Annotated in this window: 21 protein-coding genes; 13 read left to right on the plus strand and 8 right to left on the minus strand. The window is 41.4% G+C overall.

Annotation, left to right across the window (positions count from 1 at the left end; translation table 11 throughout):
* Positions 1-309 precede the first annotated feature (309 nt).
* Positions 310-1,503 (minus strand): cyclic di-GMP phosphodiesterase, encoded by a 1,194-nt coding sequence (locus AAEZ02_RS00505; RefSeq protein ID WP_124012836.1) that lies wholly within the window; start codon positions 1,501-1,503, stop codon positions 310-312.
* A 416-nt stretch (positions 1,504-1,919) separates the two neighbouring features.
* Here AAEZ02_RS00505 and AAEZ02_RS00510 point away from each other — a divergent pair, with 416 nt between their 5' ends.
* Together AAEZ02_RS00510 and AAEZ02_RS00515 are read left to right on the plus strand one after the other, a co-directional pair.
* Positions 1,920-3,275, plus strand: coding sequence for an isochorismate synthase (locus AAEZ02_RS00510; protein WP_164839418.1), 1,356 nt, complete (start codon positions 1,920-1,922; stop codon positions 3,273-3,275).
* 551 nt (positions 3,276-3,826) lie between these two features.
* Positions 3,827-4,507 (plus strand): 7-cyano-7-deazaguanine/7-aminomethyl-7-deazaguanine transporter, encoded by a 681-nt coding sequence (locus AAEZ02_RS00515; RefSeq protein WP_101033329.1) that lies wholly within the window; start codon positions 3,827-3,829, stop codon positions 4,505-4,507.
* Between the two features lie 610 nt (positions 4,508-5,117).
* Here AAEZ02_RS00515 and AAEZ02_RS00520 read toward each other — a convergent pair.
* Positions 5,118-7,211, minus strand: coding sequence for a sensor histidine kinase (locus AAEZ02_RS00520; RefSeq protein WP_124013010.1), 2,094 nt, complete (start codon positions 7,209-7,211; stop codon positions 5,118-5,120).
* Positions 7,212-7,267: 56 nt separating this feature from the next.
* Entirely contained in the window at positions 7,268-8,656 is a 1,389-nt protein-coding gene (locus AAEZ02_RS00525) for a sigma-54-dependent transcriptional regulator (protein ID WP_124012838.1), read from the minus strand.
* Between the two features lie 354 nt (positions 8,657-9,010).
* Here AAEZ02_RS00525 and AAEZ02_RS00530 point away from each other — a divergent pair, with 354 nt between their 5' ends.
* From AAEZ02_RS00530 to mutM, 7 genes are all read left to right on the plus strand, one after another.
* Positions 9,011-9,775 (plus strand): ABC transporter substrate-binding protein, encoded by a 765-nt coding sequence (locus tag AAEZ02_RS00530; RefSeq protein ID WP_233768645.1) that lies wholly within the window; start codon positions 9,011-9,013, stop codon positions 9,773-9,775.
* On the plus strand, positions 9,772-10,479 hold the full coding sequence (locus AAEZ02_RS00535; protein ID WP_101033332.1) for an ABC transporter permease: 708 nt from the start codon (positions 9,772-9,774) through the stop codon (positions 10,477-10,479). Before AAEZ02_RS00530 ends, AAEZ02_RS00535 begins: the two co-directional genes overlap by 4 nt.
* Before the next feature lies 1 nt (position 10,480).
* Positions 10,481-11,230, plus strand: coding sequence for an energy-coupling factor ABC transporter ATP-binding protein (locus AAEZ02_RS00540; RefSeq protein WP_101033333.1), 750 nt, complete (start codon positions 10,481-10,483; stop codon positions 11,228-11,230).
* Positions 11,214-11,804 carry a molybdenum cofactor guanylyltransferase MobA gene (gene mobA, locus AAEZ02_RS00545; RefSeq protein ID WP_101033334.1) on the plus strand — a complete coding sequence of 197 codons (591 nt, stop codon included), beginning with the start codon at positions 11,214-11,216 and terminating at the stop codon, positions 11,802-11,804. The genes AAEZ02_RS00540 and mobA overlap by 17 nt, the downstream gene beginning before the upstream one ends.
* A gap of 17 nt (positions 11,805-11,821) precedes the next feature.
* Positions 11,822-13,639, plus strand: coding sequence for a bifunctional molybdopterin-guanine dinucleotide biosynthesis adaptor protein MobB/molybdopterin molybdotransferase MoeA (locus AAEZ02_RS00550; RefSeq protein ID WP_124012840.1), 1,818 nt, complete (start codon positions 11,822-11,824; stop codon positions 13,637-13,639).
* Positions 13,640-14,113: 474 nt separating this feature from the next.
* Positions 14,114-14,572: a hypothetical protein gene (locus AAEZ02_RS00555; protein WP_124012841.1), complete on the plus strand. Its 459-nt coding sequence runs from the start codon at positions 14,114-14,116 to the stop codon at positions 14,570-14,572.
* A 9-nt stretch (positions 14,573-14,581) separates the two neighbouring features.
* Complete coding sequence (gene mutM, locus AAEZ02_RS00560) at positions 14,582-15,397, plus strand: bifunctional DNA-formamidopyrimidine glycosylase/DNA-(apurinic or apyrimidinic site) lyase (RefSeq protein WP_101033338.1); 816 nt, start codon at positions 14,582-14,584, stop codon at positions 15,395-15,397.
* Positions 15,398-15,492: 95 nt separating this feature from the next.
* Here the strand turns inward: mutM and AAEZ02_RS00565 are convergent, their stop codons facing one another.
* The 3 genes from AAEZ02_RS00565 to AAEZ02_RS00575 form a co-directional block, all read right to left on the minus strand.
* Positions 15,493-16,995, minus strand: coding sequence for a capsule assembly Wzi family protein (locus tag AAEZ02_RS00565; protein WP_101033339.1), 1,503 nt, complete (start codon positions 16,993-16,995; stop codon positions 15,493-15,495).
* Positions 16,992-17,507 (minus strand): pantetheine-phosphate adenylyltransferase, encoded by a 516-nt coding sequence (gene coaD, locus AAEZ02_RS00570; protein ID WP_101033340.1) that lies wholly within the window; start codon positions 17,505-17,507, stop codon positions 16,992-16,994. The genes AAEZ02_RS00565 and coaD overlap by 4 nt, the downstream gene beginning before the upstream one ends.
* Positions 17,508-17,610: 103 nt before the next feature.
* Complete coding sequence (locus tag AAEZ02_RS00575) at positions 17,611-18,366, minus strand: glycosyltransferase family 25 protein (RefSeq protein ID WP_101033341.1); 756 nt, start codon at positions 18,364-18,366, stop codon at positions 17,611-17,613.
* Between the two features lie 511 nt (positions 18,367-18,877).
* Here AAEZ02_RS00575 and AAEZ02_RS00580 point away from each other — a divergent pair.
* Together AAEZ02_RS00580 and rfaD are read left to right on the plus strand one after the other, a co-directional pair.
* On the plus strand, positions 18,878-19,879 hold the full coding sequence (locus AAEZ02_RS00580) for a glycosyltransferase family 9 protein (protein ID WP_124012842.1): 1,002 nt from the start codon (positions 18,878-18,880) through the stop codon (positions 19,877-19,879).
* Positions 19,880-19,936: 57 nt separating this feature from the next.
* Positions 19,937-20,890, plus strand: a complete 954-nt coding sequence (gene rfaD / locus AAEZ02_RS00585; protein ID WP_124012843.1) for an ADP-glyceromanno-heptose 6-epimerase — start codon at positions 19,937-19,939, stop codon at positions 20,888-20,890.
* Positions 20,891-20,984: 94 nt separating this feature from the next.
* On the opposite strand, the gene AAEZ02_RS00590 is transcribed toward rfaD, so the two are convergent.
* On the minus strand, positions 20,985-21,377 hold the full coding sequence (locus tag AAEZ02_RS00590; protein ID WP_124012844.1) for an FAD synthase family protein: 393 nt from the start codon (positions 21,375-21,377) through the stop codon (positions 20,985-20,987).
* Positions 21,378-21,385: 8 nt separating this feature from the next.
* A complete protein-coding gene (locus tag AAEZ02_RS00595; RefSeq protein ID WP_124012845.1) occupies positions 21,386-22,444 on the minus strand; it encodes a CDP-glycerol glycerophosphotransferase family protein in 1,059 nt (352 codons plus the stop codon).
* Between the two features lie 218 nt (positions 22,445-22,662).
* Here AAEZ02_RS00595 and AAEZ02_RS00600 point away from each other — a divergent pair, with 218 nt between their 5' ends.
* Positions 22,663-23,778, plus strand: a complete 1,116-nt coding sequence (locus tag AAEZ02_RS00600; protein WP_124012846.1) for a glycosyltransferase family 9 protein — start codon at positions 22,663-22,665, stop codon at positions 23,776-23,778.
* 42 nt (positions 23,779-23,820) lie between these two features.
* A complete protein-coding gene (locus AAEZ02_RS00605; RefSeq protein ID WP_101033347.1) occupies positions 23,821-24,669 on the plus strand; it encodes a glycosyltransferase in 849 nt (282 codons plus the stop codon).
* The last annotated feature ends 4 nt before the right edge of the window (positions 24,670-24,673 follow it).

A 24,673-nucleotide genomic window follows, 5' to 3' on the forward strand; every position in this document is an offset into this window, starting at 1 on the left:
TGCTTAAGCTGACACGAGCAAAATAATCGCTACTGGCGGCGCGACAACCATTGAAGGTAGTGCTGGGGTGAATAGTTCCTTGGGCAGTCATTAATGGCTATGCAAGCTCGGAAGAATTTTAATTGAAGCACTCAAACAACAGCATATCCCTTTAGCCACACGTCATGGGTTACTTGCTAAGTTAGCACCAATGTATCAACAGATTATCGATCATTAATCGTGTCTAACACCGTTTGATATAACATAGTTGGAGTATGCTGACTTTTACCTATTTACCCCATCCCTTAAACTGAGTGAGGCTTATATTGATTAGTAAAATGGGCTAGGATCAACATCGAGCATACTTGGCGATACACCTCGCTCAATATGTAATTCCGATTTAAATAGGTCAACCATGGTCACGTCGGTATAGCGCTTATACTTAATTGAATAAAAACACTTCACGATAGGATGCAACGCATCACGTCCCTTTGAGTCCCATACAATTCCAATACGGTGATCCGATAACTGAACTAATGAACCAACAGGATAAATACCCACGCAACGAATAAACTCATATACGAGCTTTTGATCAAGATGAAATGGCGTCAGGCTGATCATAATTTTAAATGCCGCCGCTGGGCTCATGGCCTCTTTGTAACAGCGAGTCGCAGTTAACGCATCAAAAATATCAACAATACAACTCATGCGTCCATGTTGAGGAAGTTGCTCGTCCTTAAGACCATTAGGATAGCCACGACCATCGAGTTTTTCATGGTGCATTAAGCACACATCTTTGCTGACCTGTGATAGTCCTTTTGTTTCATTCATGATTTCAATTGCATAGAATTGATGCAATTTAATGTGCTCAAATTCTTCCGGGGTTAACTTACCAGGCTTGTGCAATATTTCGTTATCGACTTTAATTTTGCCAATATCATGTAAAATACCGCCCACCGCCATTTGCTTGAGCAGTTCACGATCAAGGTTAAGGTGTTTGCCGAAGGTCACCAGTAAAAAGGCCACATTAATAGAATGTTCAAATAAATAAGCATCTTTGGTGCGCAAAGCAGAAATACATTTAAAGGCATCTGCATCCCCCATAACCGACTCAATCATTTTATCGGCGACAGCTTCAAATTCACCCACTTCGATGGCTTTACCACCGAAGGTTTCAGACATCACCTTTTTAATTAATCCTTTTGCTTCAGCAAGTAGCTTTTTAGCCTGCGCTTGCTGACCATCTCGAGTTGCCGTCGCTTTACGCATCAATGGACGAATAGCTGAACTCGATCGATTGGATTTTTTTAACCCGCAGGTATCAGATGATCGCTCAATATCCACCCACACAAACGCAATACTATTTTTTTTCAGTTTTAAAATTGCATCACGATGTTTGATTTGTCCGGGGTTACTAATAGCTACTTTGCTATACTGATGATCTATCGCCGAAACAAACATGCCTAAAGCAAGTTTATCGATAGGGATTTTGATGACATTGCTTGATTCAACAGAATCATTCATTGTGCAAATTACTCCGGGAGGGAAAACTAAAAAGACGGCATCTTGATCACCTGACTACTGTTAGTATTTTGAACTATTTTACTGCATTCGCCTATTCATTTTGTGCCACTATTATCATTTCGTCACATAATTTATTATCAAACCTTTACACATCACTCAATGAATAGATGATTGTTTTATAGACATAATAATAAAAAGGGCACTTATGTCAGCGAGGATATATCTAAAGAGATAAGCGCTACATAAAGTAAAGCCAGAGTATCTTATCAACGGAATAAGCCACTAATATGTCATTATCGGCGGTTATTGATATTATATTAGCAATTAAGATCACACGATTTAACCTTGCTAATTGACACTATTTCATCACTTTATTACCGTATAGTCTGTTGCTGTTATACGTGAGGTATTTCTTTTTGGGCCACTTCTTTTCATCACAATTCAGTGAACTGATCACTAAGCTGAAACAGCTTAGTAAAGTGCCTGCTCGCGAATCCATAATTCAACTTTCGGTAGAAGCCCCTGCATTGCCTTTATTGTCTTGGTTAGCAGCACAAAACCAATACCCCAAAATATATTGGCATGGCAGAGATAGAGACGAAGATATCGCCGCTATTGGATCATGTAAAAGTTTCTTTTTTAAAGACCAAGTTGACGATAATGACCTGGCAAAAATTTATCAACAACAGCGTAATAAAACCAGCCAACAAGACATTCGTTATTATGGCGGCCTGGCTTTTGACCGCACAGTAGAATGCTGGCCAGAATTTGGTCGCGCACACTTTATTTTACCGCGTATTGAGTTGCGCCGAAATAGTCGTACTCTCAAGATCCTCGTTAACCTAAACTTTGATGGCGTTGATCCCGACCAAGAAATTCAAGCGGCTATCGATGCCATTGAACGAGTACAAAAACCACAGCCTTTATCTCCACCCAATAAAATGAGCTTAATGGGTCGCAGTGATTTACCCAATTTTGAACGCTGGAAAGAGTTAGTAGAGCAAGTCACTCAGGCTAATTTTAATCGCTCAACGCCTAAAGTGGTACTCTCTCGTCATACCCAAATTGATGTGAACGACGATATCGATCCTTGGACAGTACTGGCTTGCTGGCAAGGTCGCAATCCCAACAGTTTTCAATTTGGATTCCAATTTAGCCCTGAGCGCGCGTTTATTTCCTGTTCACCAGAACGCTTGTATTTACGTCGCCAACAAGAATTGTTTACCGAAGCGCTTGCGGGTACCACGGTACGGGGACTCAATCCTGAAGAAGATAATTCTCTGGCACAAGCATTATTAGATGACTCTAAAAACAGTCATGAAAATCAGCTTGTTAGAAAGCACATCGTTGATGCGCTCACCCCATTAAGTCAGTATATAGGTGCCGACGAGAAGCCTAAAATTTTTAAACTGGATCATATTCAACATTTACATCGCTCGATCAGGGCACAGCTAAGGCCTGGGGTAAACGATTTTGAATTACTGCGCGCGTTACATCCCACTCCTGCTGTCGGCGGCTTACCACGCAATGCCGCATTGAACTTTATTCGTCAAAGAGAAGGTTATGCTAGAGGCTGGTATGCTGGGGCTTGTGGCTATTTAAATCACCATGAATCAGAATTTTCAGTTGCGATTAGAAGTGCACTCATCGAGCCTAGAAGGATCAATTTATTTGCCGGAGCAGGCATAGTCGCCGGCTCAGATCCTGAGGCGGAATGGCAAGAACTGGAAAATAAATTAGCCACTGTACTGTCTATTTTGATCGACTTTTAATATCCCTCAGCTTACTGATGCTTATCTCATTAACCGCAACTTGGGTTTATAGATGAGATAAGTAAGCTAACATTAAAATATGTCACCTCTTTAAGTCACATTTGACATGTGTTTTGCTAATAAGGCGCCTTCACCAGTTAATAGCGGTGTTAATAGCAGTGTTAATAGCGGTATTAATAGCTGCGTCATTAGCCGGTCTGTTGCAAGTCAATTCCACATCGTTAGCAGAACAAAGAGCTTGTTGGTAAGCGCTTATGATCTCGAGTTGAGGTGACTTAACCTCGACGATATCTTTCGCTTGTGCAAAGCCCATGCTATTATCCTGCCCCCGTGGCTGCTAACACTTATGTATTGCCTTGAAAAGGGTGGACTAACAGGTGAATTTAACGCCAGCACTGCCAATAAACTAAAATAATAATATTCTCTATAACAGACATTAGCTTATCTGTTTAACGGTGGCTAAATAGCCTCGTTAGCACAGGCCAAGACTGTTAACCAAATTAATAGCGGGTTCCCTCACCCCGCGCTAACCCAATTAAAAAGGCCACAATATGTTGACGTTAACCCAGGCGAAATATCGCCGAGCACTGATGTTATTAGTCAGTTTTCACATCTTAATTATTTGCGCAAGTAACTACCTCGTTCAACTGCCATTTCAGCTATTTAGCTACCACACCACTTGGGGTGCGTTTAGCTTTCCATTTGTATACTTAGCAACCGACTTAACCGTTAGAATTTTTGGTCAGCGAGCCGCAAGAGGCATTATCGTCAAAGCCATGATACCGGCACTCGTGGTGTCGTATTTAGTGGGAGTATTGTTTCATCAAGGCCAATTACAATCATTTTCGGCTTTAGCAGAATGGAATAATTTCGTGTTTCGTATCGCTTTTGCCAGCTTTGTGGCTTACTTAATTGGCCAGTTAATGGACATCACAGTATTTGCTAAATTACGTCAAGCCAAAGCGTGGTGGGTCGCACCAGCGGCATCGACGCTAATCGGTAATTTAGTGGATACCTTAGTGTTCTTTAGCATAGCGTTTTATGCCTCGAATGATCCCTTTATGGCAACTCATTGGCCAGAAATTGCCACTGTCGACTACGTCTTTAAGCTTATAGTGAGCCTAGGTTTGTTTTTACCGGCATATGGCGTGTTATTAAAAGTACTGCAAGACAAGATTTTACTTAATGCAGCCACCAATAATGACAATGTTGTTATCCAAGTATCCAAATAATCATCATGACTCTTTAATGATGGCGAGATGAGTACAAGCAACTGTCGGCTTCAATAGCTGGGCCGGCGGTGTGCTTTACTCATTCAACGTTTACCACACTTGCGACAGATGCAATGACGCCGATTGTTATCTGGACTCCCCGTCAAAGAATACCTTAGGTTATCTGAAGCCGATTGACACTCATATTCGCCCTACACCTCAGGAATGAGCTAGTGCTAGTTAGGTTAATGATAAGAGTAAACCACAAAAGTCCACATTCTCTTTGAAGCGAGAACAACCTTTAAGGCCATAATAACCGCGTGAAAGACTCTCATTCTATAGCGCACATCTAAATATCTACCAATATGAAAGTGATATATAAAATAATTACCCTAATAATCATAGGCTAAAGAGAACTTTTTCGTTTATTGAATATAAAGAGTAGATTAATCATGATAAGCACTTGCAAATACAAATGAGAATGATTACTATTAATGCGCGTTCCAAAACTCGGTTAATCATTAAAGACTTCATCACCTTTAATTGGTTTTCAGAGTTCGCAAGCACGACATTGCTCACACACTCTTTGTGGCCGGGTTAATCACCCGGCTTTTTTTTGGCTGATTTTAGGTTAGCTATTGAATCCATCACCAAAATGCAAGCCTTCATATGGCCCAAGCTGTTGATAATCTTTAGCATTATGATAAAGCCCAATGGTAAATATAGTCCCTTTTCCTACCGTCGAATTGACTTCGATCGTACCACCAAGCCGTTTAATAATGCCATAACTCAGAGAAAGACCTAAACCGGTACCATCTTTACGCGTGGTATAAAATGGATCAAAGATACGACTCAAATCTTCTTTAGTAATACCTATCCCTTCATCTTCCACTTCAATTTTTACGCCTATAGGTTTGCCCTCTTCCAACCAGTCGTATGTTCGTAGCCAAATCCGGCCTTTATTTTCAATAGCATGAGCAGCATTAACCATTAAGTTAATGAGAACTTGTAATAGTTGAGGTCGATTGACTTCAACCGATCCCGTCGCGGTGAATTCCTTGATAAGCGTCACTTCTTGTTGCTCAATAGAATGGCGTGCTAATAACAGCATTTCTTCAACTATTTGCGTCACCGGTTGTAACGTAATAGGTGCATTGAACTCACCAGGACGACTGTATTGCAACAGGCTTCGGATAATCGTAGTGATCCGACCCACTTGTTGGATCACCAACTCGATTTCTTCTTCTACCACAGTCGCATTGTCACCAAGCTCAGCTTTTAATAACTCCATGTTGCCCAAGATAACCGCAGTAGGATTGTTGATTTCGTGGGCAATACCGGCAATCAGTTCTCCTAATGCGGTGAGTTTTTCGTTAGTGACGAGTTGTTGTCTGGTCGCATGCAATAATGCGACATTACGTTCAAGTTCCTCGGTTTTATCTTGCAAACTGCGGGTACGCTGTTCCACTTTAATCTCAAGTTGCTCTGCAGCAGCTTGAATTTGGGCATTACGCCGCTGCAACTGATCAAGCATGCTGTCAAATTGCTCCGCTAAATGAGCCAGCTCATTCTCGCCATTTATGTCTAATTTACCAATTCTGACATTTCGCCCTGACTGAACGGCAGTAACAACTTGATGAATATGTTCAATCGGTTGCAATAAGCTATTCGCGCCTCGGTACACTAAAAAACCTGAGATCAATAACACCAGAACTAAAATGGTACCTAATTCAATAATATTGAGTAAATAATTATGTAAAAATGGCGATTCAGAAAATCCAGCATAAACCATCCCAATCCTTTGGCCGCGAACATCTCGTAAAGGTAGGTAACCCGAGATATACCAATCATTAAATACAAAGGCTCGATTTATCCACGTTTGCCCTTCAATCAATACTTGTTGATATACCTCATCAGAAACGAGTGTTCCTAGCGCTCTATTGGGTTTTTGATTTTCTTTCGGAAACAGCTCCATTGGCACATTGGTGCTAATGCGAATATTATCTAAAAAAAGGGTTACGGTACCAATTGAGCGTTCGGGTAAGGTCCCTTTGGCGTAGACTAAATCACGGATATGATCGACGATAATAGTATTATGATTAAACAGCATACCGCCGTCCAAATACCAAAATACATTTCCAGACTGGTCAGCTATGGGTAATAAGGTTCGGCTTAATAAGCCGCGTGTTTCAATACTTTTTTTAGGTTGCTTGGCATGCGAGGTCGGGATCAGCGTAATTTGAGCCTGCGTTGCTAAACTTGAATTAATTCTTTGGAGACGTTTGGCAGGCAAGACCATCAAACCCGACAACACCTTCTGTTCGGTTTGGTGTAACATCAAACGTAAGTCTGGGTCGGCGGCGGCATCTGCAACACTAATTAAGCGTAAGAAATCTAATCCTAATGTTTGCTGTTGCTGTGCTAATAGCATATTTAATGCACTAATTGCATTGGGATTAGGTTGTTGCTCACTGTGTTTTAGTAACCTAAATGCATGTTGAAAATCCCATGATTCACTTATCGAATCTAATTGTTCTTGTTGCCTTTCCTGCATTTGCATTAAGGTACTATTGGCCACAACCAAGTCAGCGTTCACTTTCATGAACAATTGCTTGCCTGTATATATTACATTCCAATAAATCGTAATAAACACCAAACTAACCAAGGTTAATAAAATAGGCAGTGATGTCAAAAACAAGATCCGATAACGTACTTTAGCTTGCATTTGCTGCCAACTAAGACCGAAAACTCGTGTAAAAATACCAGTAGAATGCACCACGTTTATTCTTCCTCAAGACCTTCGTTTTCGTGACTAAACCAATCTTTAAATTTTCGATCTAAGGTTTTTCGAGACACACCTAAATCCCGCGCCGCGGCAGACTTATTACCATTATGGCTATCAACCACTTTGGTGACATGTTGTTTTTCAACTTCTTTTAACGGCCAATTTAGCGGGTAACCCATAGCATCATTAACCACAACGGACACAGGTTTTTTCCAATATTCAGCAGGTGGTTTTCCTAATAAAATACAACGCTCAATCATATTACGCAGTTCACGAATGTTACCAGGCCAATCATGTTGCTGGAGTACTTGTAGATCTTCATGGCTCCATATGACATCTTTAATCCCTAATTCTTGTGATAATTGTAGGGTAAAAAAGTGAGTAAGCTCAACGACATCTTCTGGCCTTGATCGCAAAGAAGGAATAACCATATTTAATACATTCAAGCGATAAAATAGATCACGTCTGAAACGGCCAGCTTCAACTTCATCGATCAATAAGCGGTTAGTGGCGGCAATGACGCGTACATTAATATCGATTTCTTTTTCACTTCCCACAGGACGGATGGCTCGCTGTTCAAGCACCCTCAGTAAGGCAGTTTGCATATTCATCGGCATTTCGCCTATTTCATCCAAGAATATCGTGCCACCTGAGGCATAGCTAAATAACCCTTCACGATTGCCTTTGGCCCCGGTAAACGCTCCCGCAGTATGACCGAACAGTTCACTGGCCAATAATTCAGGGGCTATTGCACCACAGTTTACCGGGACAAATGCACCACTTCGGCCACTAAGTTGATGCAATTGTCTGGCCACCAGCTCTTTGCCTGTGCCAGATTCGCCTTCAATTAATACTACGGCGTTAGTCGGAGCAATACGTTCAATAACTTCTTTGACATCGCGAATGGCTTCACTGTTGCCAATAATGGTGGATGATTGTCCGTGCGACAATTCGCGCCTTAACATAAAATTTTCGCGCTTAAGCAAGCGTTTTTCTATACAACGATCGACGGCGGTTATCATTTGCTCTAAGTGAAAAGGCTTCATAATAAAGTCAGATGCACCAGCACGTAATGCTTTGATTGCCACATCCATATCGGCGTAACCGGTCATAAAAATAATATCTGATTGGCGCTCGGGATCATTGAGAGCTTCATGCCATTCAATACCAGAGCGATCGGGCAATCGAATATCAACAATCAGTAAATCGAAATGGCCGTGACTGCGTAGCTCTTCTGCTTGGGCTATTGTGGAGGCGGTTTCAACCAGCGCAAACTTCTTTGACAAGGCTTTCATCAAAAAACTACGCATACCAGGCTCATCATCAACGATAAGTACTGACATTGTGGTCTTGCTTACTGGGGACATATGCTCATCGGGACTCATAAATGGACTCTTATTTGGACATTTTGACGCGCTTTGCCAATACTGTAGCACTGAATGCAAATGACTTGGTCACTATGAACCATAGAAAAGTGATCATGGGACAATTTGTCTATCATAAATAATTAAAGCTTGGGAGCAAGTTCACAGTTTCAGTTTTATGCGTGAACTCTATTTGCATTAACACTGCTTGGCATCTAACTTGCTTATTGCATTGGTAATTAAGCAAAATGGCTTAATATTTTGTACATTGATTCACGATGGACATCACGACTATTAATATATCAAGGAGCGGCAATGTTAAAACTCAAAGCAAGCGCTAGTATTCTGTTAGCGGCATCAGTACTCAGCGGAGCAATGTTCAGTCCTACGGCACTCGCAAATGACGTGATCAAATTAGCGACCACGACCAGTACTGAAAACTCAGGATTACTCGGCGCCTTGTTACCTAAATTTGAAGCTGAATCGGGCTACAGTGTGCAGGTGATTGCAACGGGTACGGGTAAAGCGTTGAAGCTGGCAACTCAGGGAGATGTTGATGTAGTGATGACTCATGCCCCTGCGGCCGAAGCAAAATTTGTCGCTGACGGTTACGGTATTGAGCCTCGCGGGATCATGGAAAATGATTTCGTTGTATTAGGACCGCTAGATGATCCTGCTGCAATAAAGTCGAGCAAAAACGTGACTGAAGCATTCAGCAAAATCGCTCATAAGCCAAGTACATTTGTATCCCGTGGTGATAACTCTGGCACTAACATGAAAGAATTAATCATTTGGAAAAATGCGGGCGTTAAACCTGAATTTAACGGCTATACTTCTGTTGGCCAAGGTATGGGTAAAACCTTATTAATGGCCAATGAATTACAAGCTTATACGTTAGCAGATCGCGGTACGTATATTGCTTATAAAGCTAAACTCGATCTTAATATTAGCTTTGAAGGCGGCGCAGAATTGGCTAACCCTTACCAAATCATGTTGATCAATCCAGCAAAATACCCAGATTTAAATCATAAAGGTGCAAGAGCATTAAGCGATTGGTTTATCAGTCCTGCTACGCAAACATTGATTAATAATTATAAAGTCCAAGGAGAGCAATTGTTTAAGGCAACTTATAAAAAATGAGTGACGGCTGGTTAGTCCTATTGCAGCAAGCATTTAGCTTGCTGCTCTCTTTTGACCCTCATGTGTGGGCAATTATTAACATCTCATTTTCGGTGTCTTTTGCCGCATTGTTGATCACCATTATTCCGTCGATGATGCTAGGCTTTATCCTTGCATTTAGCCATTTTAGAGGCCGTTGGATCGTGACAAACCTGGTGCAAACATTGCAGTCGATTCCTACTGTGGTCATCGGTTTGCTCGTGTATTTATTGTTGACTCGTAATGGTGTTTTGGGTGATTTAAAGTGGCTATTTACTCAAAAAGGGATGATTTTAGGCCAAATGCTCATTTGTGCTCCGGTATTAATCGCATTGTCCCAGGCCGCTTTTGCAAGTGTGGATCGTAGAGCTTGGGAAACCTCTCGCACATTAGGTGCTTCATGGTTACGTGCGATTTGGACCTTGTGTCGAGAACTGCGAGGACCGCTATTGTTAGCCATTATTGCTGCGTTTAGCCGCATTTTGACCGAAGTGGGTTGCTCGATGATGGTGGGTGGCAATATTATGAATGTTACTCGTAATATTCCCACCGCAATTGCGCTTGAAACAAGCAAAGGTGATTTTGCCCAAGCTATCGCGCTAGGATTGGTGTTATTAATATTAGCCTTAGTGCTAAACTTCATTTTAGGTTCATTGCGAGGCAAGGCCCTCCCAAGGAGTCACTAAGATGACATTATCTCATCATTCAGACACACCATTGGTCAGTATTCATGCGACAAATCTACTGATAACATTTAATCAGCAGTTATTGTTTAGCGCAGACAATTTGCATTTTAGTCAGGGGGATGTCATCTATCTGCAAGGTGATAATGGTTCCGGTAAATCAACCTTAATGAAGCTCCTCGCGGGGTTAATTAAACCAAGTCAAGGCCAGATAACTAGCCAAGGATTTGCTCCTCAAGCATGGTGGAGATCGGCATCAATGCTGGGTAAAGCGGTCTATTTGCATCAACATCCTTATCTCTTTGAAGGCTCAGTAAGATACAACTTAACCTACGCCTTAGATCAGCGGGCTTTAGCACCGGAACAACGAAAAAAGCGCATCCAACAAGCCATTCATATGGCTCAATTAACCGATTTACTCGATCATGATGCGAGTGATCTATCGGGTGGAGAGCGTCAACGTCTTGCTATTGCAAGAGCTTGGATAGCACAACCTAAACTATTAATGCTTGATGAACCTATTTCAAATATGGACAAGCACTCACAGCGTTTGGTCCTCGCAATGATTAATCAATTAAAACAAGACGGTACGGGACTGATAATCAGCAGTCATCAAACCTGTGGCCTGACCGCGTTGTGCCAACAACATTGGCATATAAAACAACGCACTATTCATACCAGTATTCATGTACCCCAATCAGACGATTTACATGATACCCACACTACGGAATTACATTATGGCACCTCAAATTGATGCGGTGATTTTAGCCGGCGGCATGGCTAGACGTATGGGAGGCAATGACAAAGGCTTAGTGGATCTCAATGGCCAAGCCATGATTTGTCATACTATTGATAAGCTAACGACTCAAGTTAACCAAATTCTGATTAACGCAAATAGAAACCAAGCTCAATATGAGCAATGGGGCTACACCGTCTTTAGCGACCAAGACAGTGGTTATTTAGGGCCTCTAGCCGGAATGGTCACCGCCTTAAAAAAGACTCAAGCCGATTATCTTCTTGTTGTCCCTTGTGACTGTCCTATGTTGCCGACTGACTTAGCCGCAAGGTTGTTGACGGCTTTAGAGCAACAGCAGGCTGACCTTGCTGTGGCCAGTGATGGAGAGTATGAACAACCCGTAGTATTACTATTAAAACCTCATCTAGTGACATCAATGCAGGCTTTCTTGGATGCGGGAGAGCGCAAAATTGATTTATGGTACAACCAACATAAAGTGGCAGTAGAAAGTTTTGCCGACCAACCCAATGCATTCGTTAACATCAATACACCAGAACAAAAACACCAGTTAGCAAAGCAAATTGCCAAGTAATTCAGTAGAGGTACTTCATGACAGCACTATTTACCAATCCATTGCCGATCCCCGTTTTAGGCTTCTGTGCATACAGTGGCACCGGCAAAACCACCTTACTGAAACAACTTATTCCGTTATTGAATCAACGCGGTATACGTTTAGCGGTTATCAAGCATGCACACCATAATTTTGATGTCGATATTCCCGGTAAAGACAGTTTCGAGATGCGTAAAGCTGGGGCAAGGCAAGTATTAGTGGCTTCTCATGTGCGCTGGGCGTTAATGACTGAAGATCTTGTCGATGACGATCCACAATTGCAACATTTACTCAGCCAAATTGATGCGGATAAAGTCGATATTGTCTTGGTAGAAGGGTTTAAAAAACTGGCGTTGCCTAAAATAGAATTGCACCGCGCGGCACACCATAAACCTTTGATTCATATTCATGATGACAATATCGTTGCTATCGCGTGCTGTGATGATACGACAGTGGATGATTCTTTAACTCGCTTAGACTTAAACAATGTTGCGCAAATTGCTGACTTTGTACAACATTACCAACAGGCATGGCAACCTACCGCGGTAAAATTACCAATCGATTTCACTGAAACACTGCAAACTGCAGCATCTGATGCGCAAAGTGGCCTTACGGTATCCCAAGGTATTGCTGAAGTATTAGCACAAATCACGCCGCTTGAACGCATCGAGTCGCTTAACCTGATTGATATCGACAATAGAGTATTGGCGCATGACATTATCTCTAGCGTGAATGTGCCGCAACAAACAAATTCAGCAATGGATGGTTATGCGTTCGCATTGAACGATCTAGCAACATCAGCAACGCTTAAGGTTGTCGGTGAAGTGCTCGCGGGTCATCATTACCCTGATATATTGCGCCCCGGTGAAGCGGTGCGCATTATGACTGGCGCGACCGTTCCTCAAGGAGCGGATACGATTCAGGCACGTGAATTGGTCTCGGAACACGATAGTATTATCACCATCCTTGAATCTGAACAGGTGGTAAAAGGTCAACATGTTCGTTTAGCCGGAGAAGATATCGCTAAAGGTGACGTTGCGTTAGCGGCAGGCTCACGTTTAAGTGCGGCAGAACTAGGTTTACTGGCCTCGCTTGGCTTTAACCAATTACCACTGTTTCAACGTCCGGTTGTCGCGGTATTCTCAACCGGTGATGAAGTCAGCCAACCAGGACAAGCACTCAAACCAAACTGTATCTATGACTCAAATCGCTACACGATAATATCGATGGCTAAAAAGCTCGGTTGTCAGGTTATCGATTTAGGTATTATTGAAGATAATGAACAAATACTCACCGCCACGTTGCGCAGTGCAGCGGAACAAGCCGATGTGGTGATTAGCTCTGGAGGCGTGTCAGTGGGCAATGCCGATTACATTAAAACGGCACTCGCCAATGTTGGCAACACCCAATTTTGGCGAATTAATATGCGTCCAGGCCGCCCACTCGCAGTAGGGAACATTGATCGAAGCTTGTTTTTCGGCTTACCGGGTAATCCCGTTGCCGTTATGGTGGCCTTTTTACAGTTTGTGCAACCTGCTATCCGTAAATTGGCAGGTGAGTCTCACTGGCAGCCACAATTTATTCCAGCGATAGCGCAGCATCCATTACGAAGTAAAACTGGCCGCACTGAGTTTTTACGCGGTATTTATACTATTGGGTCAGATGGCAAAATCCATGTCAGTACCACTGGCGCACAAGGCTCAGGAATGCTCAGTTCAATGGTCAGTGCCAATTGCCTTATTGTCATTGACGATGACACCGCCACCATACCTGCGGGTGAATCGGTGTTTATTCAGCCATTTGCTGATTTACTGTAAATGATAACGCTCACCGCGATAGTCGTTGTATTCATCACTACGGCTACCGCGAGGCTGGTAAGGGCAAGCTAAACCAAAAAATATCATCATTTTAAGCTAAAACCTTAACCTCTTTCGTACTATGTCCGAGAGGTTAATGCCTACGCGTAAATCGCCGCTTCAATTCACACCAAGTGACTGATGAGCCGATTGTTTTTTACTTAGCGAGTGATACACTCAAATTATAACTAACCTCAACTCAGGTTAAGAGATGGGATAAGTAAGCCAAAATCATAATATTTGGTCTATTTCATATCAAACTGGTGACTTTTTTTGTTAATAAGGCCCATTGATCCGTCAACAGCTAGCCTGTTGCAAGTCAATGCAACAATGTTAGCGGGACAAATAACTGTTTATATCCCGACCTGAGGTTAACCATCAAACATGCACCATGTCGCTTTGAGACAAACAAAATGAATCGAGTAAGGGTAATGTATGGCGCTATCTCGTAAAAGTTGGAACTACATCATCATGGGGGCCAGCATATTTATGATTGCGGTGTTGTCTTTTATCAATGACAAAACCGCCAATGTTCCCAATGATACAGTGCCTTTATTTGATCCCCAGCTCCACCTAAAACAATTACAACTTGATGGTATTTGGTTAAGCCAACAAGACGGCCTGTGGCAGTGTCATTCGCAGGTGCTCAATTGTCAGCAATGGGCACAGTCGTGGCAAAATATTAGTGTCTCTCCATTAACGGATCCGCCGGAACATAGCCTTAAAGAGCAAAAATTATCTATTGCTATCGATAATATGCAAACGGCACAGCTATGGCGCTACTTTCCAAATGAAGGCTTGTTGCAATCATCCAAACAGAATTGGTATCAAGTGCCACCGAGTTTGCGCGTCGAGTTACAACCTATTCTCGCGATTCCTTCTCAATCAAAATAATGAGTCATTATGCCCGAATTACCAGAAGTTGAAGTGACCCGACAAGGGATCAGTCCATACCTTATCGAACAAACGGTGAGTGAATTGATTGTGCGTAATGCCTCGCTACGTTGGCCTGTACCTGCCGTTGCGCAAAACATTGTTGGCCAACGCATTAATAATGTTCGCCGCCGCGCCAAATACTTATTAATTGATACCGATGCAGGCATGACCATAGTGCATTTAGGCATGTCAGGCAGTTTACGTATTTTGCCACGCAATACCCCAGTCGAAAAACATGACCATATTGATTTAGTACTCGAAAACGGCCGCATGTTGCGCTTTAATGACCCCCGCCGCTTTGGTGCATGGTTATGGTACGAATTGCCCGAAGAAGCTCACCCACTGCTATCAAAACTCGGCCCAGAACCACTGAGTCAGCACTTTACGCCAACACAATTGCAAGCGGCATTAAGCGCTAAGAAAAAAGCGATCAAACTGTGCTTAATGGATAACCACATCGTGGTGGGTGTGGGTAATATTTATGCTAACGAAGCGCTCTTTGCGGCAGGAATACACCCACAGGCAGCCGCTGGCAGTATTGATTTAGAACGGTTAACGATCCTAGTAAATGAAGTAAAGCAAATTTTGGCTCACGCTATTGAGCAAGGTGGGACAACCTTAAAAGATTTTACCAATGCCGATGGCAAGCCAGGTTATTTTGCCCAAAAGCTACATGTTTATGGTCGCGGTAGAGAAACCTGTACCGCCTGTGGCAATTTATTAACTGAGATAAAATTGGGCCAACGTACTACGGTATTTTGCGGTCTGTGCCAGCAACGATAGTCCCATAAGTAATACCATTTTGATTAGCAAATAAAAAAGGGAGCCATTGGCTCCCTTATATCATCAACCTCAACTCGGCTAATCAACAATAACGCTTAAAATTTATATTCGTAAGTCGAAAAAGCTGTGCCTTGAGTATCATCGTCTTGGACGTCAAATTCAGAATTAGCCACACTACCACCTAAGGTCAACATGCCATTAAACATCGGCAAACGATATGATAGCTCCAGCATCATGATATCTTCTTTTAAGGGTTGCGGCGCCCACACACCACCGCGATTAGCACCATCTTTATTCAGTTGAGCATAACGGAGTATCGAGGTAAAACCATGGCTATTATCGAACTGACCAATTAACCCTAATGCATAAACATTGGCATCACTGTCATAGGTACTGCCAAAAGCGCGGCCATAATATCGCGAGCCACTTTGATAAGTGGAGTGTTCATAAAAACAGTTAAACTGGTCTTTATCTTCACCGCAATACACCATGGTATCGGTGTACTCGACAAATAATTTATATTGTTGTTTGGCAATATTAAAGCGCGTGTCCGCACCGACCATTTTGCCGCAGTCAACAATTTGCCATGGATCGCCTTTTGAATCTTCACAGGTGCGTTCTAGATACAAGCCCACAGGCACATTAAACCATGTATCAGCATATCTAACATCGAAGCCCGCCATCTGATTGCCATAGTTTGAACAGCCTACTTCATCAACATTATCTGCTCGACAGTCTCGCTGACCAGTAATTGATTTAATGGCGGTATTAAAGCTACATTCTTGACCTTCACCACAAAACTGTGTGGTCCAAGATAAACCAATTTCTAACTGCTTAAATGGCTTAATGGCACCACGAAGATTCCATAATAGGGTATGCGGAGCATAACGATCTTCTTCGGTCACACTCACGCCACCGGTTAAGCTCCAATCGCCTATCCATGACAGCCAAGGTGTTTCAAATGCTTGTGAATTATTACGACTGACCATTAAAGACGGCATTGGCCGGGCATTGTTTGATTTATGAAGTGAGGAGTCAAATCCAGGTCCCCACCACTGGCCAACACTGCCGGCAGTCACAATCCAATTACCTAGCACCACCGCAATATAAGAATCATCTAAACGGATTTCTTCGTCGTCTGCAGGGTTATAATTAGCAGATGCTGAAATTTTATACGAAAATCGCTCACCAGTGTATTCATGTGAGCCTTGTAACTGGCCCTTTTCACGATAATCAGAGCCAAAATGCTGAAAACGCGCCGCATCTGTTGCCGCGGCCACTTTTATACTGGTGTTACCACGATTGCCAACGGCATTTTGGTAGTAAAAATTAACCCGAGCAAATGCATCCACCAAATCAGGCGTTAATAACGCCGGTTCAGCTTGAGCTAGATCAGCCCCTATACCAGACCACATCAATGGAAACGTATTAATTGGCGCACTAATCACTCCAGCATCCGCTAAAGCTTGAATATCTGCACGTAAATAGATGTCAGAGGTATCGACCCATGGTGCCGCTTGAGCACTGCTATAGGTCATCATAGCGCTTAACCCTATTGCAGCGACCACATTAGTTAACCGACTAAATCCTTGTATCATAATATTACATCGCCCTTATTATCAGCTTGATTTTGCGCTACTTTTTGCTTTAATGCAGCGGCGATCTGTGGATGAACAAATTGACTCACATCGCCGCCGTGTAATGCCACTTCTTTCACTAGCGTAGAAGAAATAAATGAATTTTCTTCCGCGGGTGTCAAAAATACACTTTCAAGATCAGGGCTTAAACGACGATTCATGTTTGCTAACTGAAACTCATATTCAAAATCGGATACTGCACGCAGTCCACGAATTAACACACTCGCTCGCTGTTCTTTGGCAAAATCAACCAACAACCCCGTAAAACCGACAACCTCAACATTGTCTAAATGTGCTGTCACCAAATTAACTTGGGCGACACGCTCTTGAAGAGAGAAACGAGGTTGCTTAGAAGGATTTGATGCTATACCAATAATCACGTGCTTGAATAAGCGTGCTGCACGTTCGATTAAATCGGCATGACCATTGGTTACAGGGTCAAAGGTTCCTGGGTAAACCGCTCTTCTGTGCATAATATCGCCTTTACCTTACCGTTATAATCGCTAGTTTATCTACTTTCATCGCCAGGATAAATCACCATCACGTTCACGTATTGGCAAATGTCACATGACTAAATTACTGTCTTTTTGTTCTGGGAAGTGGTGGCAATTGTTTTTTATGCTTCGATAATTTCAGCTCGTATTTCACTTTTTGCCAAATACGCAGCAAATGGTGACGCTCAGCGTTATTGCGTTTCCCGTGGCGACTGATATCACTTTCGAAATCGGTACCGATCACAGGGAAAGGTCTGACAACAAAGCAACGCAAGTGTTTTTCGTACCAATACTGAATATCGATATCAACTGGGCGAGCAATAGGGTATGTCGTTGCCAATAATTTTTGTGCTCCGGCCAATGACACACACTGACCGCGAGTAGAAGCCGGCAACTTTAAGCACGTAGACAGACTAAAACGATCATCAAGCGCTATCGATTTTACAATGCCTTTCTGTTTACGCCCATGACACAGTTTGATGTAATCCCAGTCAGTAGAAAGATTATCAATATGCTGCATAACCGTCATTAATCCGGGATCTAAGACAGAATCATCCTCAAGAATTAATGCGTAATCTAACTGCTGTTCAACAATCATTTGCCAGCATTGGACATGGCTAAGATAACAGCCAATCTCACCCAAATTAAGCATTTTGTCGTACTTTTGGAGGTTTGTTTGCGGATCGTATACTTTAGCAATATCGACATCGCGTAACTCTTTACCGTATACGGCAGAAATACGCTGGTACTGGATACCTAACTGTTTGAGCTGTTCATCCATGAACGTAAACCGTTCAGTACTGCTATCTAAATTAATTAAAAAAACTTTAAATTTCATAATATTACTAACCCAAAAACAATTTTAATCTTGTTGAACTACTGATATTTAAGCCTAAAATATTCAGTAATAACAACAAACTGCTGAATAAAATGGTAGATGCTACAGTTAGGTTACTTTGCCTAGTGACATTTTATTTAATCCATTGAATAAATTGAAGAAAAACCTTTATCAAGTCAGTAGTTATTTTACGTCCTTTCACTCACGTGCATTTCACCATTATGACAGTGAGAGATTTGAGAGTATATCACTAATAATCGGGCTTTAGCTTGTTGTTAAAAAATTCCTAGCAACAACTTTATTAGCCAAAAATAGCACGCCAAAACGATAATAGTTAACCCTAGGGACAATTACTAATGCAAAACTATCAACAAACCGTCTTGAGTTGATATACTCTGTCAAAACCCTTACTCCAGTCATGATAATGGTTGAGTAAATCGTTAGTATTGACAATATAATGAGCCCCATCATCCGATGGAATTGAGTTAATTTTTACTTTTTAGATATTCTCATGAAAAAAATCTTAGTCATTAAGCACGATAAAATTGGTGATTTTGTACTGACATGGCCAGCACTTTACCTACTCAGGAAAGCGATGCCAGATGCAACAATTGATGTATTTGTCGCGCCGGTTGTTAAGTCTTTTGCACAAGCCTGTCCGTATGTAGATAACACCCTCATCGACTCACAAGATGATGCAAGTATTGCAGAGCACATTGCGCAGCAACATTACGATGCAGTAATAGTCCTTTTATCAGAATTTCGAATTTATAAAATCCTTAACAAAAGCAACATTCCTTATAAATTAGTTCCCAAACATAATTGGTATCAGTATTTATATCAGCATCGGGCAAGCAATGAATACTTAAACAGTGAAGGTTGCTGGCGAGGAGCGTGCATGCTAGTGGAGCACTTCTTAACTCACCACGGTTATGCCATCCCTGCACTGCCCAATAGATTTTGGGATATGAGTGCTCGTAAGCAATATTGGCAAGAATATTACCAAAAATTAGCCAATGAAAAGCTGATTTTTATTCATCCCGGTACTGGCGGGTCTTCTGGTTGCGTCCCGATAGAAAAGCTCGTTAAGTTGATCATAAATATTGATAGAATGACCCCGTCAGCATGCCACTTCGTTTTAACATTCAATGGCAGTGAACGGGAGCTTGCAGAAGAAATTCAAGCTCTACTGGCCAATACTTCAATCAACATATCGTTAGCTAAACCGCTTGATCGGTTGATTGATTTTTCCGAGTCATTGGTCGCAGCAGATATGTTTATTGCTGGCTCAACAGGGCCGCTACATATCGCGGGGTTACATAATGTGCCCACGGTTGGATTTTACGCAGGAAGACGCTCAACACCCCATATTAGATGGGGAACATTATCTGAACCCAGCAAGCGATTTGCTTATACGCCCCCAGTAGGAAAAAGAACCGGTCGTAATATGGCATTAATCAACTTTGATCAGGTATCGAATGACATAGCCGACTTTTTGAACAAACAATCTTAGATTGTCGCAGTGTGTTAAATTAAGCTCATCGCGAGCAACAATAATGGAAATACGAATATGATAGTTGTGACAGGCGCAGCCGGGTTTATTGGTAGTAATTTAGTAAAACAACTTAATGCCATGGGGCGTAATGACATTATTGCGGTAGACGACTTAACTGACGGTACGCAAATGTTTAATTTGGCCGATTGTGAAATCGCCGACTATCTCGATAAAGACGACTTCATCCAGCAAATCAAAGCCGGCGACTTTGATCATAAAATAGAGGTCATTTTCCATCAAGGTGCTTGCTCATCGACCACCGAGTGGGATGGCAAGTTTATGATGGCAAATAACTACGAGTATTCAAAAACGTTGTTGCATTATAGCCAAGCCAATGACTGTCAATTTATCTATGCATCTTCAGCCTCAGTCTATGGCGGCAGCGAGAAATTTATTGAACAGCGTGAATTTGAAAAGCCACTCAATGTTTATGCTTACTCTAAGTTCTTGTTTGATCAGTACGTGAGACAACAAGAACTGACCAGCCAAGTCGCTGGTTTACGTTATTTCAACGTCTATGGTCCCCGTGAACAACATAAAGGCGGTATGGCCAGTGTTGCCTTCCACTTTAACAACCAAATTAACGCCAACGGCATATGTCGCTTGTTTGAGGGTGTTGATGGATATGATAATGGTCAGCAACTGCGCGATTTTGTGTTTGTGGAAGATGTGGTAAAAGTTAATTTGTGGTTATGGCAGAATCCATCTGTGTCAGGGATTTATAATTGCGGTACCGGCCAAGCACAAAGCTTTAATGATGTAGCCAATGCCGTCATTGCGTATCATGGAAAAGGACACATTGAGTACATTCCTTTCCCTGACAAGCTTAAAGGTGCTTACCAAAGTTATACCCAAGCTGACTTAAACCAGTTAAGAGCGGCAGGTTACCAAGGCGAGTTTAAAACGGTTGAACAAGCTGTACCTGAATATTTAAACTGGCTTAAAACCCAGCACTTCATTGGCCAGTAAGTAATGGGTTAACCCTCGTACTGGTCGACAATAAAAAATGCTATGGTATTTTCATATCCATAGCATTTTTTTGTACATAAAAATGATTAACTTATTATCTAACTTCTTTAACCACTTCTATCAGCATGGTTGTTGAAATGGCTGGTGTCCTTGGTAAATAGATCACTTTACACAGATGAGATAGATGGTCAAAACGTCCCGCCCAATCATCACCCATAACTAAGAAATCAGCTTTATGCCGTTGAATATAATCAGCTTTCAACTCTAACGACTCTTCTAAGAAAACATTATCAACACACGCCAACGCAGCAACAATCCTCATTCGGTCTCTTTCATCACAAATTGGATTTCGGTGTTTTTTACTAAAATTGAGCGCATCAGATGACACTCCAACAGTCAATGTGCCACCTAATTCTTTCGCTCTTTCTAAAATATTTAAATGACCAATATGAAACATGTCAAAAGTACCGAATGTAATAACGTTCATCTAGATCCTTAGCTTAATAAATAGTCAGCAATTCGCTGGCTACAAAGGCCATCAACAACCCCCACTAGTTCTGCAGTATATTGCGTCCTTTGGGGGGCAAATAACTCTGGGTCTGCTATCTGCTGGTCAACAACTTGCTTTAATTGTTTATATGTTTTGGCATGGGCAGCAATGTCTGCGTAGCGGTATAAATCTTGATCAACACGATTTTTAAATCTAAATTTAAAAATCCCCCGATAAGACCACCGTAAGTGATAAAAATCACACCAAACAACAGGTTTATTTAATGCTGCAAACTCAAATAAAGCCGAAGAAGCATCACTTATTAATACGTCTGCTGAGACCATAAAAGGCAATAAATTGGCTTCTTCAGCTGGCGCTAAATAGACATTATCAAAACTTGCCCAATGAGTAAGCAGTGCTTTTTGTTTTTTATAATTTAATTTGCTCAACGAAAAATAATGCGGTTTGAGCAAAATATTATATTCAGAAAATTCAGCGGGCCAATTTTTAGCCATTGCCTCAATACTGCTTGGGTAAAATGTCGGCGCGTATAATAAGGTTTTTTTACGGGTATCTAACCCTAAAGAGGCTAAGTCTAAACCCGGTTCATCGCCTTGAATAATGGGATCTAACTTGGCATACCCCGTATCAATGAACACTTTTTCAGGAAACATATTCTGTAACCGCTTCAAACGGTATTGCCCTTCTACAAAGCGAACTTCAATATCGCCTTTTGAAACAGTATAATATACCGACTTTGGCCCGACACCATGCTGCATCAAGGCAGTCTGACTGATCCCTTTTAAGCGTGACGCTGAAGCAAATGCATTACCGAACACAATCCATTTGGGCTTGTTCAATAAATAAAATTCGAGCGCTTCAACTTCATCATTGACCCACACTACGTTTAGTTGGTGCTTGCTCACAAGCGATTCCAATACCGACTGCTGATCAACACTCTTGTAAATTACATAGGTAACTGAAACCGAACGCTTCTTCAGCTCAGCAGCAACAGGGAAATATTGTGGTAAATAATAGGGATGTAACACATCAAAACAAATCATCGCAAGTTAATTCCTATCAATCATTCCGCATCAGAGTTTACAAAGAGCACTAGTATAAATGATAACACACCTCAATCTACCTCTAATCCTCTTAACCAACTAATCAGATATTAAATGAAATCAATACTTCTGGTTCATTTTCTCAAGGTATTGATTCAAAAAGCGCTCTTTTCAAGGTATTATTTCAATTATAACTATCAACTAAGCTGTCTATTCATATGCCAATAGTTTCCACAAAGCAATTACAAACGTGTAAACGCTTACTGTTTATTTCGCCAGTTGCGCTAGGTGACTTTCTTTACTTAAAAACCTTTCTTATTGCTTTAAAAAAGCAATATGGTCATATAGAAATCGACATCTGGTTAGATGATATTCGTTGTAATAGTGATAGTTGGCGCTTATCTCGAAGTAAAATCTTACAACAATGGATGGATACTGAAGGCGTATTTAAGCTAACTTACGGCTGCACTGATTCAAAATCAGCCATGCAAAGCCATATTGAGCAGGCAAAGCTGCGTCAATATGACATCATATTCTGTCATTCAGTCAGTAAAAGTCGACAATATTCACACATCGCTCGCAGCATAAGCGACAGTGCTTTTATTGTGTCTAGTATCCCTAAAAGTGCTTCATTTGGATGGTTAAACAAACTGTTTTTTGGTCACTCAAACCATATTTTTATATTGAACGAAAACAGCCTTCCTAAGTCTCATCATATTACTGATAGATACAATATGATATTTAATCAGGTTTTGGGACTGAGCTTACCACCTGAGCAATTAATGCCTACCTTAAAGGTTCCTGAGGCCATTGAGCCCATTACTCAGTCGTGGTTAAACGGCAAATTTAGTGACCTAAAAAAGCAAGGGAAACTTATCTTTTTAAATCACTTATCGACTAATGATAAAAAAGACTGGAAATTATCGCAGTTATTTTCCCTGATTGAAAAAATATCAGCAATGGATCCGACTCAGCGTTTTATCATCAATGTTACTCAAGAAAACTTTGAATCGGTTAGTGTTGAAACCGAAAAATTTACCACTCTAACAAATACACAAGTGGCTGTTTTCACCGTAAACGAACATTTTTTTGAACTACCATCACTCATTGCACACGCTGATTTTGTGGTAACAGTCGATACGGCAATATTGCACTTTGCTTTTGCTGCTCAACGGCCTTTATTAGCGATGATGCGTGAGAAAAAGCCTTATTGGGCGCCACCGGAAAGTGAGGTGTCGCACGTAATGTATGCAACAGAAGGTAGAGGTTACATCGAAGACATCAGCGTTGATCGAGTATTCCAACAATATAAAGAAATGAACTCTCTCAGTTAAATACTTAACACCAAAATACATAAATCTAAGCAAGGTGAACGGATGAAGAAGGCTATTTTTACACTCGCTATTGGCGATAATCCAATGTATCGCGCTGCCATTTCAAGCTTTAAAGCTTATGGCCAAAGAATTGGGGCTGATGTCATCGTTTCAGATCAACTGCATTATAACATTCATGTAAGTAACCCTAAATTTGACTCTAGTCCGGCATGGTCTGAAAAACTATATATTGCTGAAATACTCAAACAATATGACCGAGTACTGTATCTAGATGCAGATATTATCGTGACGCCATGGGCTCGAGACGTATTTGAACTCTATCCAGATCTTGATACCGTTTATATGTTTAACGAAGGTTGTTATCGGGATCGTGGCGAGCAAGCGGTACAAATCAATACTATCTTAGGCGAAGTCGACTGGCCAAAAGAAGACGATAAGATCGTTTATTACAACTCTGGGATGTTTCTCGTCTCAAAAGAAACAGGCTTATTTGATAAAGCCAATATTGAAGAAATGCAGGCCATTTGCAACAAGGTTAAATTTTACGACCAAACCTATATTAACTATCTCATCAGAAGAGATAATATAAAAAGCATCGGTGTGGAAGCTAACTTTAATCGTATGCAGCTATTAGGTTACGATAATTATCAAAAATCTGATTTTATTCATTATTCTGGCAGAGGTTATCGTCAAGATATCCCGATGAGAGAATTAAAATACATCATAGATTACTGCGATATGTTTAACGATACGTTAACTAAAGCACAAATTATTGAGTATAAAAAACAAGCTTGGCATTGGTATATGCTTAAACAGCATCGAAAAACAAAGCTCCCCATACCACTGCTGAGTGCAATATTTGGTTTATTCCGTGGCAAATATAAATATTAAACCC

It is taken from the genome of Shewanella sp. T24-MNA-CIBAN-0130 (genome assembly GCF_040310185.1).
Taxonomy (GTDB): Bacteria; Pseudomonadota; Gammaproteobacteria; order Enterobacterales; family Shewanellaceae; genus Shewanella; species Shewanella psychromarinicola.

What these genes read in the sequence shown, in the direction of transcription:
- AAEZ02_RS00505 (WP_124012836.1), bottom strand. Translation starts at nt 1,503, where the DNA reads ATGAATGATTCTGTTGAATCAAGCAATGTCATCAAAATCCCTATCGAT.
- AAEZ02_RS00515 (WP_101033329.1), top strand. Translation starts at nt 3,827, where the DNA reads ATGTTGACGTTAACCCAGGCGAAATATCGCCGAGCACTGATGTTATTA.
- AAEZ02_RS00520 (WP_124013010.1), bottom strand. Translation starts at nt 7,211, where the DNA reads ATGCAAGCTAAAGTACGTTATCGGATCTTGTTTTTGACATCACTGCCT.
- AAEZ02_RS00525 (WP_124012838.1), bottom strand. Translation starts at nt 8,656, where the DNA reads ATGAGTCCCGATGAGCATATGTCCCCAGTAAGCAAGACCACAATGTCA.
- AAEZ02_RS00530 (WP_233768645.1), top strand. Translation starts at nt 9,011, where the DNA reads ATGTTCAGTCCTACGGCACTCGCAAATGACGTGATCAAATTAGCGACC.
- AAEZ02_RS00535 (WP_101033332.1), top strand. Translation starts at nt 9,772, where the DNA reads ATGAGTGACGGCTGGTTAGTCCTATTGCAGCAAGCATTTAGCTTGCTG.
- AAEZ02_RS00540 (WP_101033333.1), top strand. Translation starts at nt 10,481, where the DNA reads ATGACATTATCTCATCATTCAGACACACCATTGGTCAGTATTCATGCG.
- mobA (WP_101033334.1), top strand. Translation starts at nt 11,214, where the DNA reads ATGGCACCTCAAATTGATGCGGTGATTTTAGCCGGCGGCATGGCTAGA.
- AAEZ02_RS00550 (WP_124012840.1), top strand. Translation starts at nt 11,822, where the DNA reads ATGACAGCACTATTTACCAATCCATTGCCGATCCCCGTTTTAGGCTTC.
- AAEZ02_RS00555 (WP_124012841.1), top strand. Translation starts at nt 14,114, where the DNA reads ATGGCGCTATCTCGTAAAAGTTGGAACTACATCATCATGGGGGCCAGC.
- mutM (WP_101033338.1), top strand. Translation starts at nt 14,582, where the DNA reads ATGCCCGAATTACCAGAAGTTGAAGTGACCCGACAAGGGATCAGTCCA.
- AAEZ02_RS00565 (WP_101033339.1), bottom strand. Translation starts at nt 16,995, where the DNA reads ATGATACAAGGATTTAGTCGGTTAACTAATGTGGTCGCTGCAATAGGG.
- coaD (WP_101033340.1), bottom strand. Translation starts at nt 17,507, where the DNA reads ATGCACAGAAGAGCGGTTTACCCAGGAACCTTTGACCCTGTAACCAAT.
- AAEZ02_RS00575 (WP_101033341.1), bottom strand. Translation starts at nt 18,366, where the DNA reads ATGAAATTTAAAGTTTTTTTAATTAATTTAGATAGCAGTACTGAACGG.
- AAEZ02_RS00580 (WP_124012842.1), top strand. Translation starts at nt 18,878, where the DNA reads ATGAAAAAAATCTTAGTCATTAAGCACGATAAAATTGGTGATTTTGTA.
- rfaD (WP_124012843.1), top strand. Translation starts at nt 19,937, where the DNA reads ATGATAGTTGTGACAGGCGCAGCCGGGTTTATTGGTAGTAATTTAGTA.
- AAEZ02_RS00590 (WP_124012844.1), bottom strand. Translation starts at nt 21,377, where the DNA reads ATGAACGTTATTACATTCGGTACTTTTGACATGTTTCATATTGGTCAT.
- AAEZ02_RS00595 (WP_124012845.1), bottom strand. Translation starts at nt 22,444, where the DNA reads ATGATTTGTTTTGATGTGTTACATCCCTATTATTTACCACAATATTTC.
- AAEZ02_RS00600 (WP_124012846.1), top strand. Translation starts at nt 22,663, where the DNA reads ATGCCAATAGTTTCCACAAAGCAATTACAAACGTGTAAACGCTTACTG.
- AAEZ02_RS00605 (WP_101033347.1), top strand. Translation starts at nt 23,821, where the DNA reads ATGAAGAAGGCTATTTTTACACTCGCTATTGGCGATAATCCAATGTAT.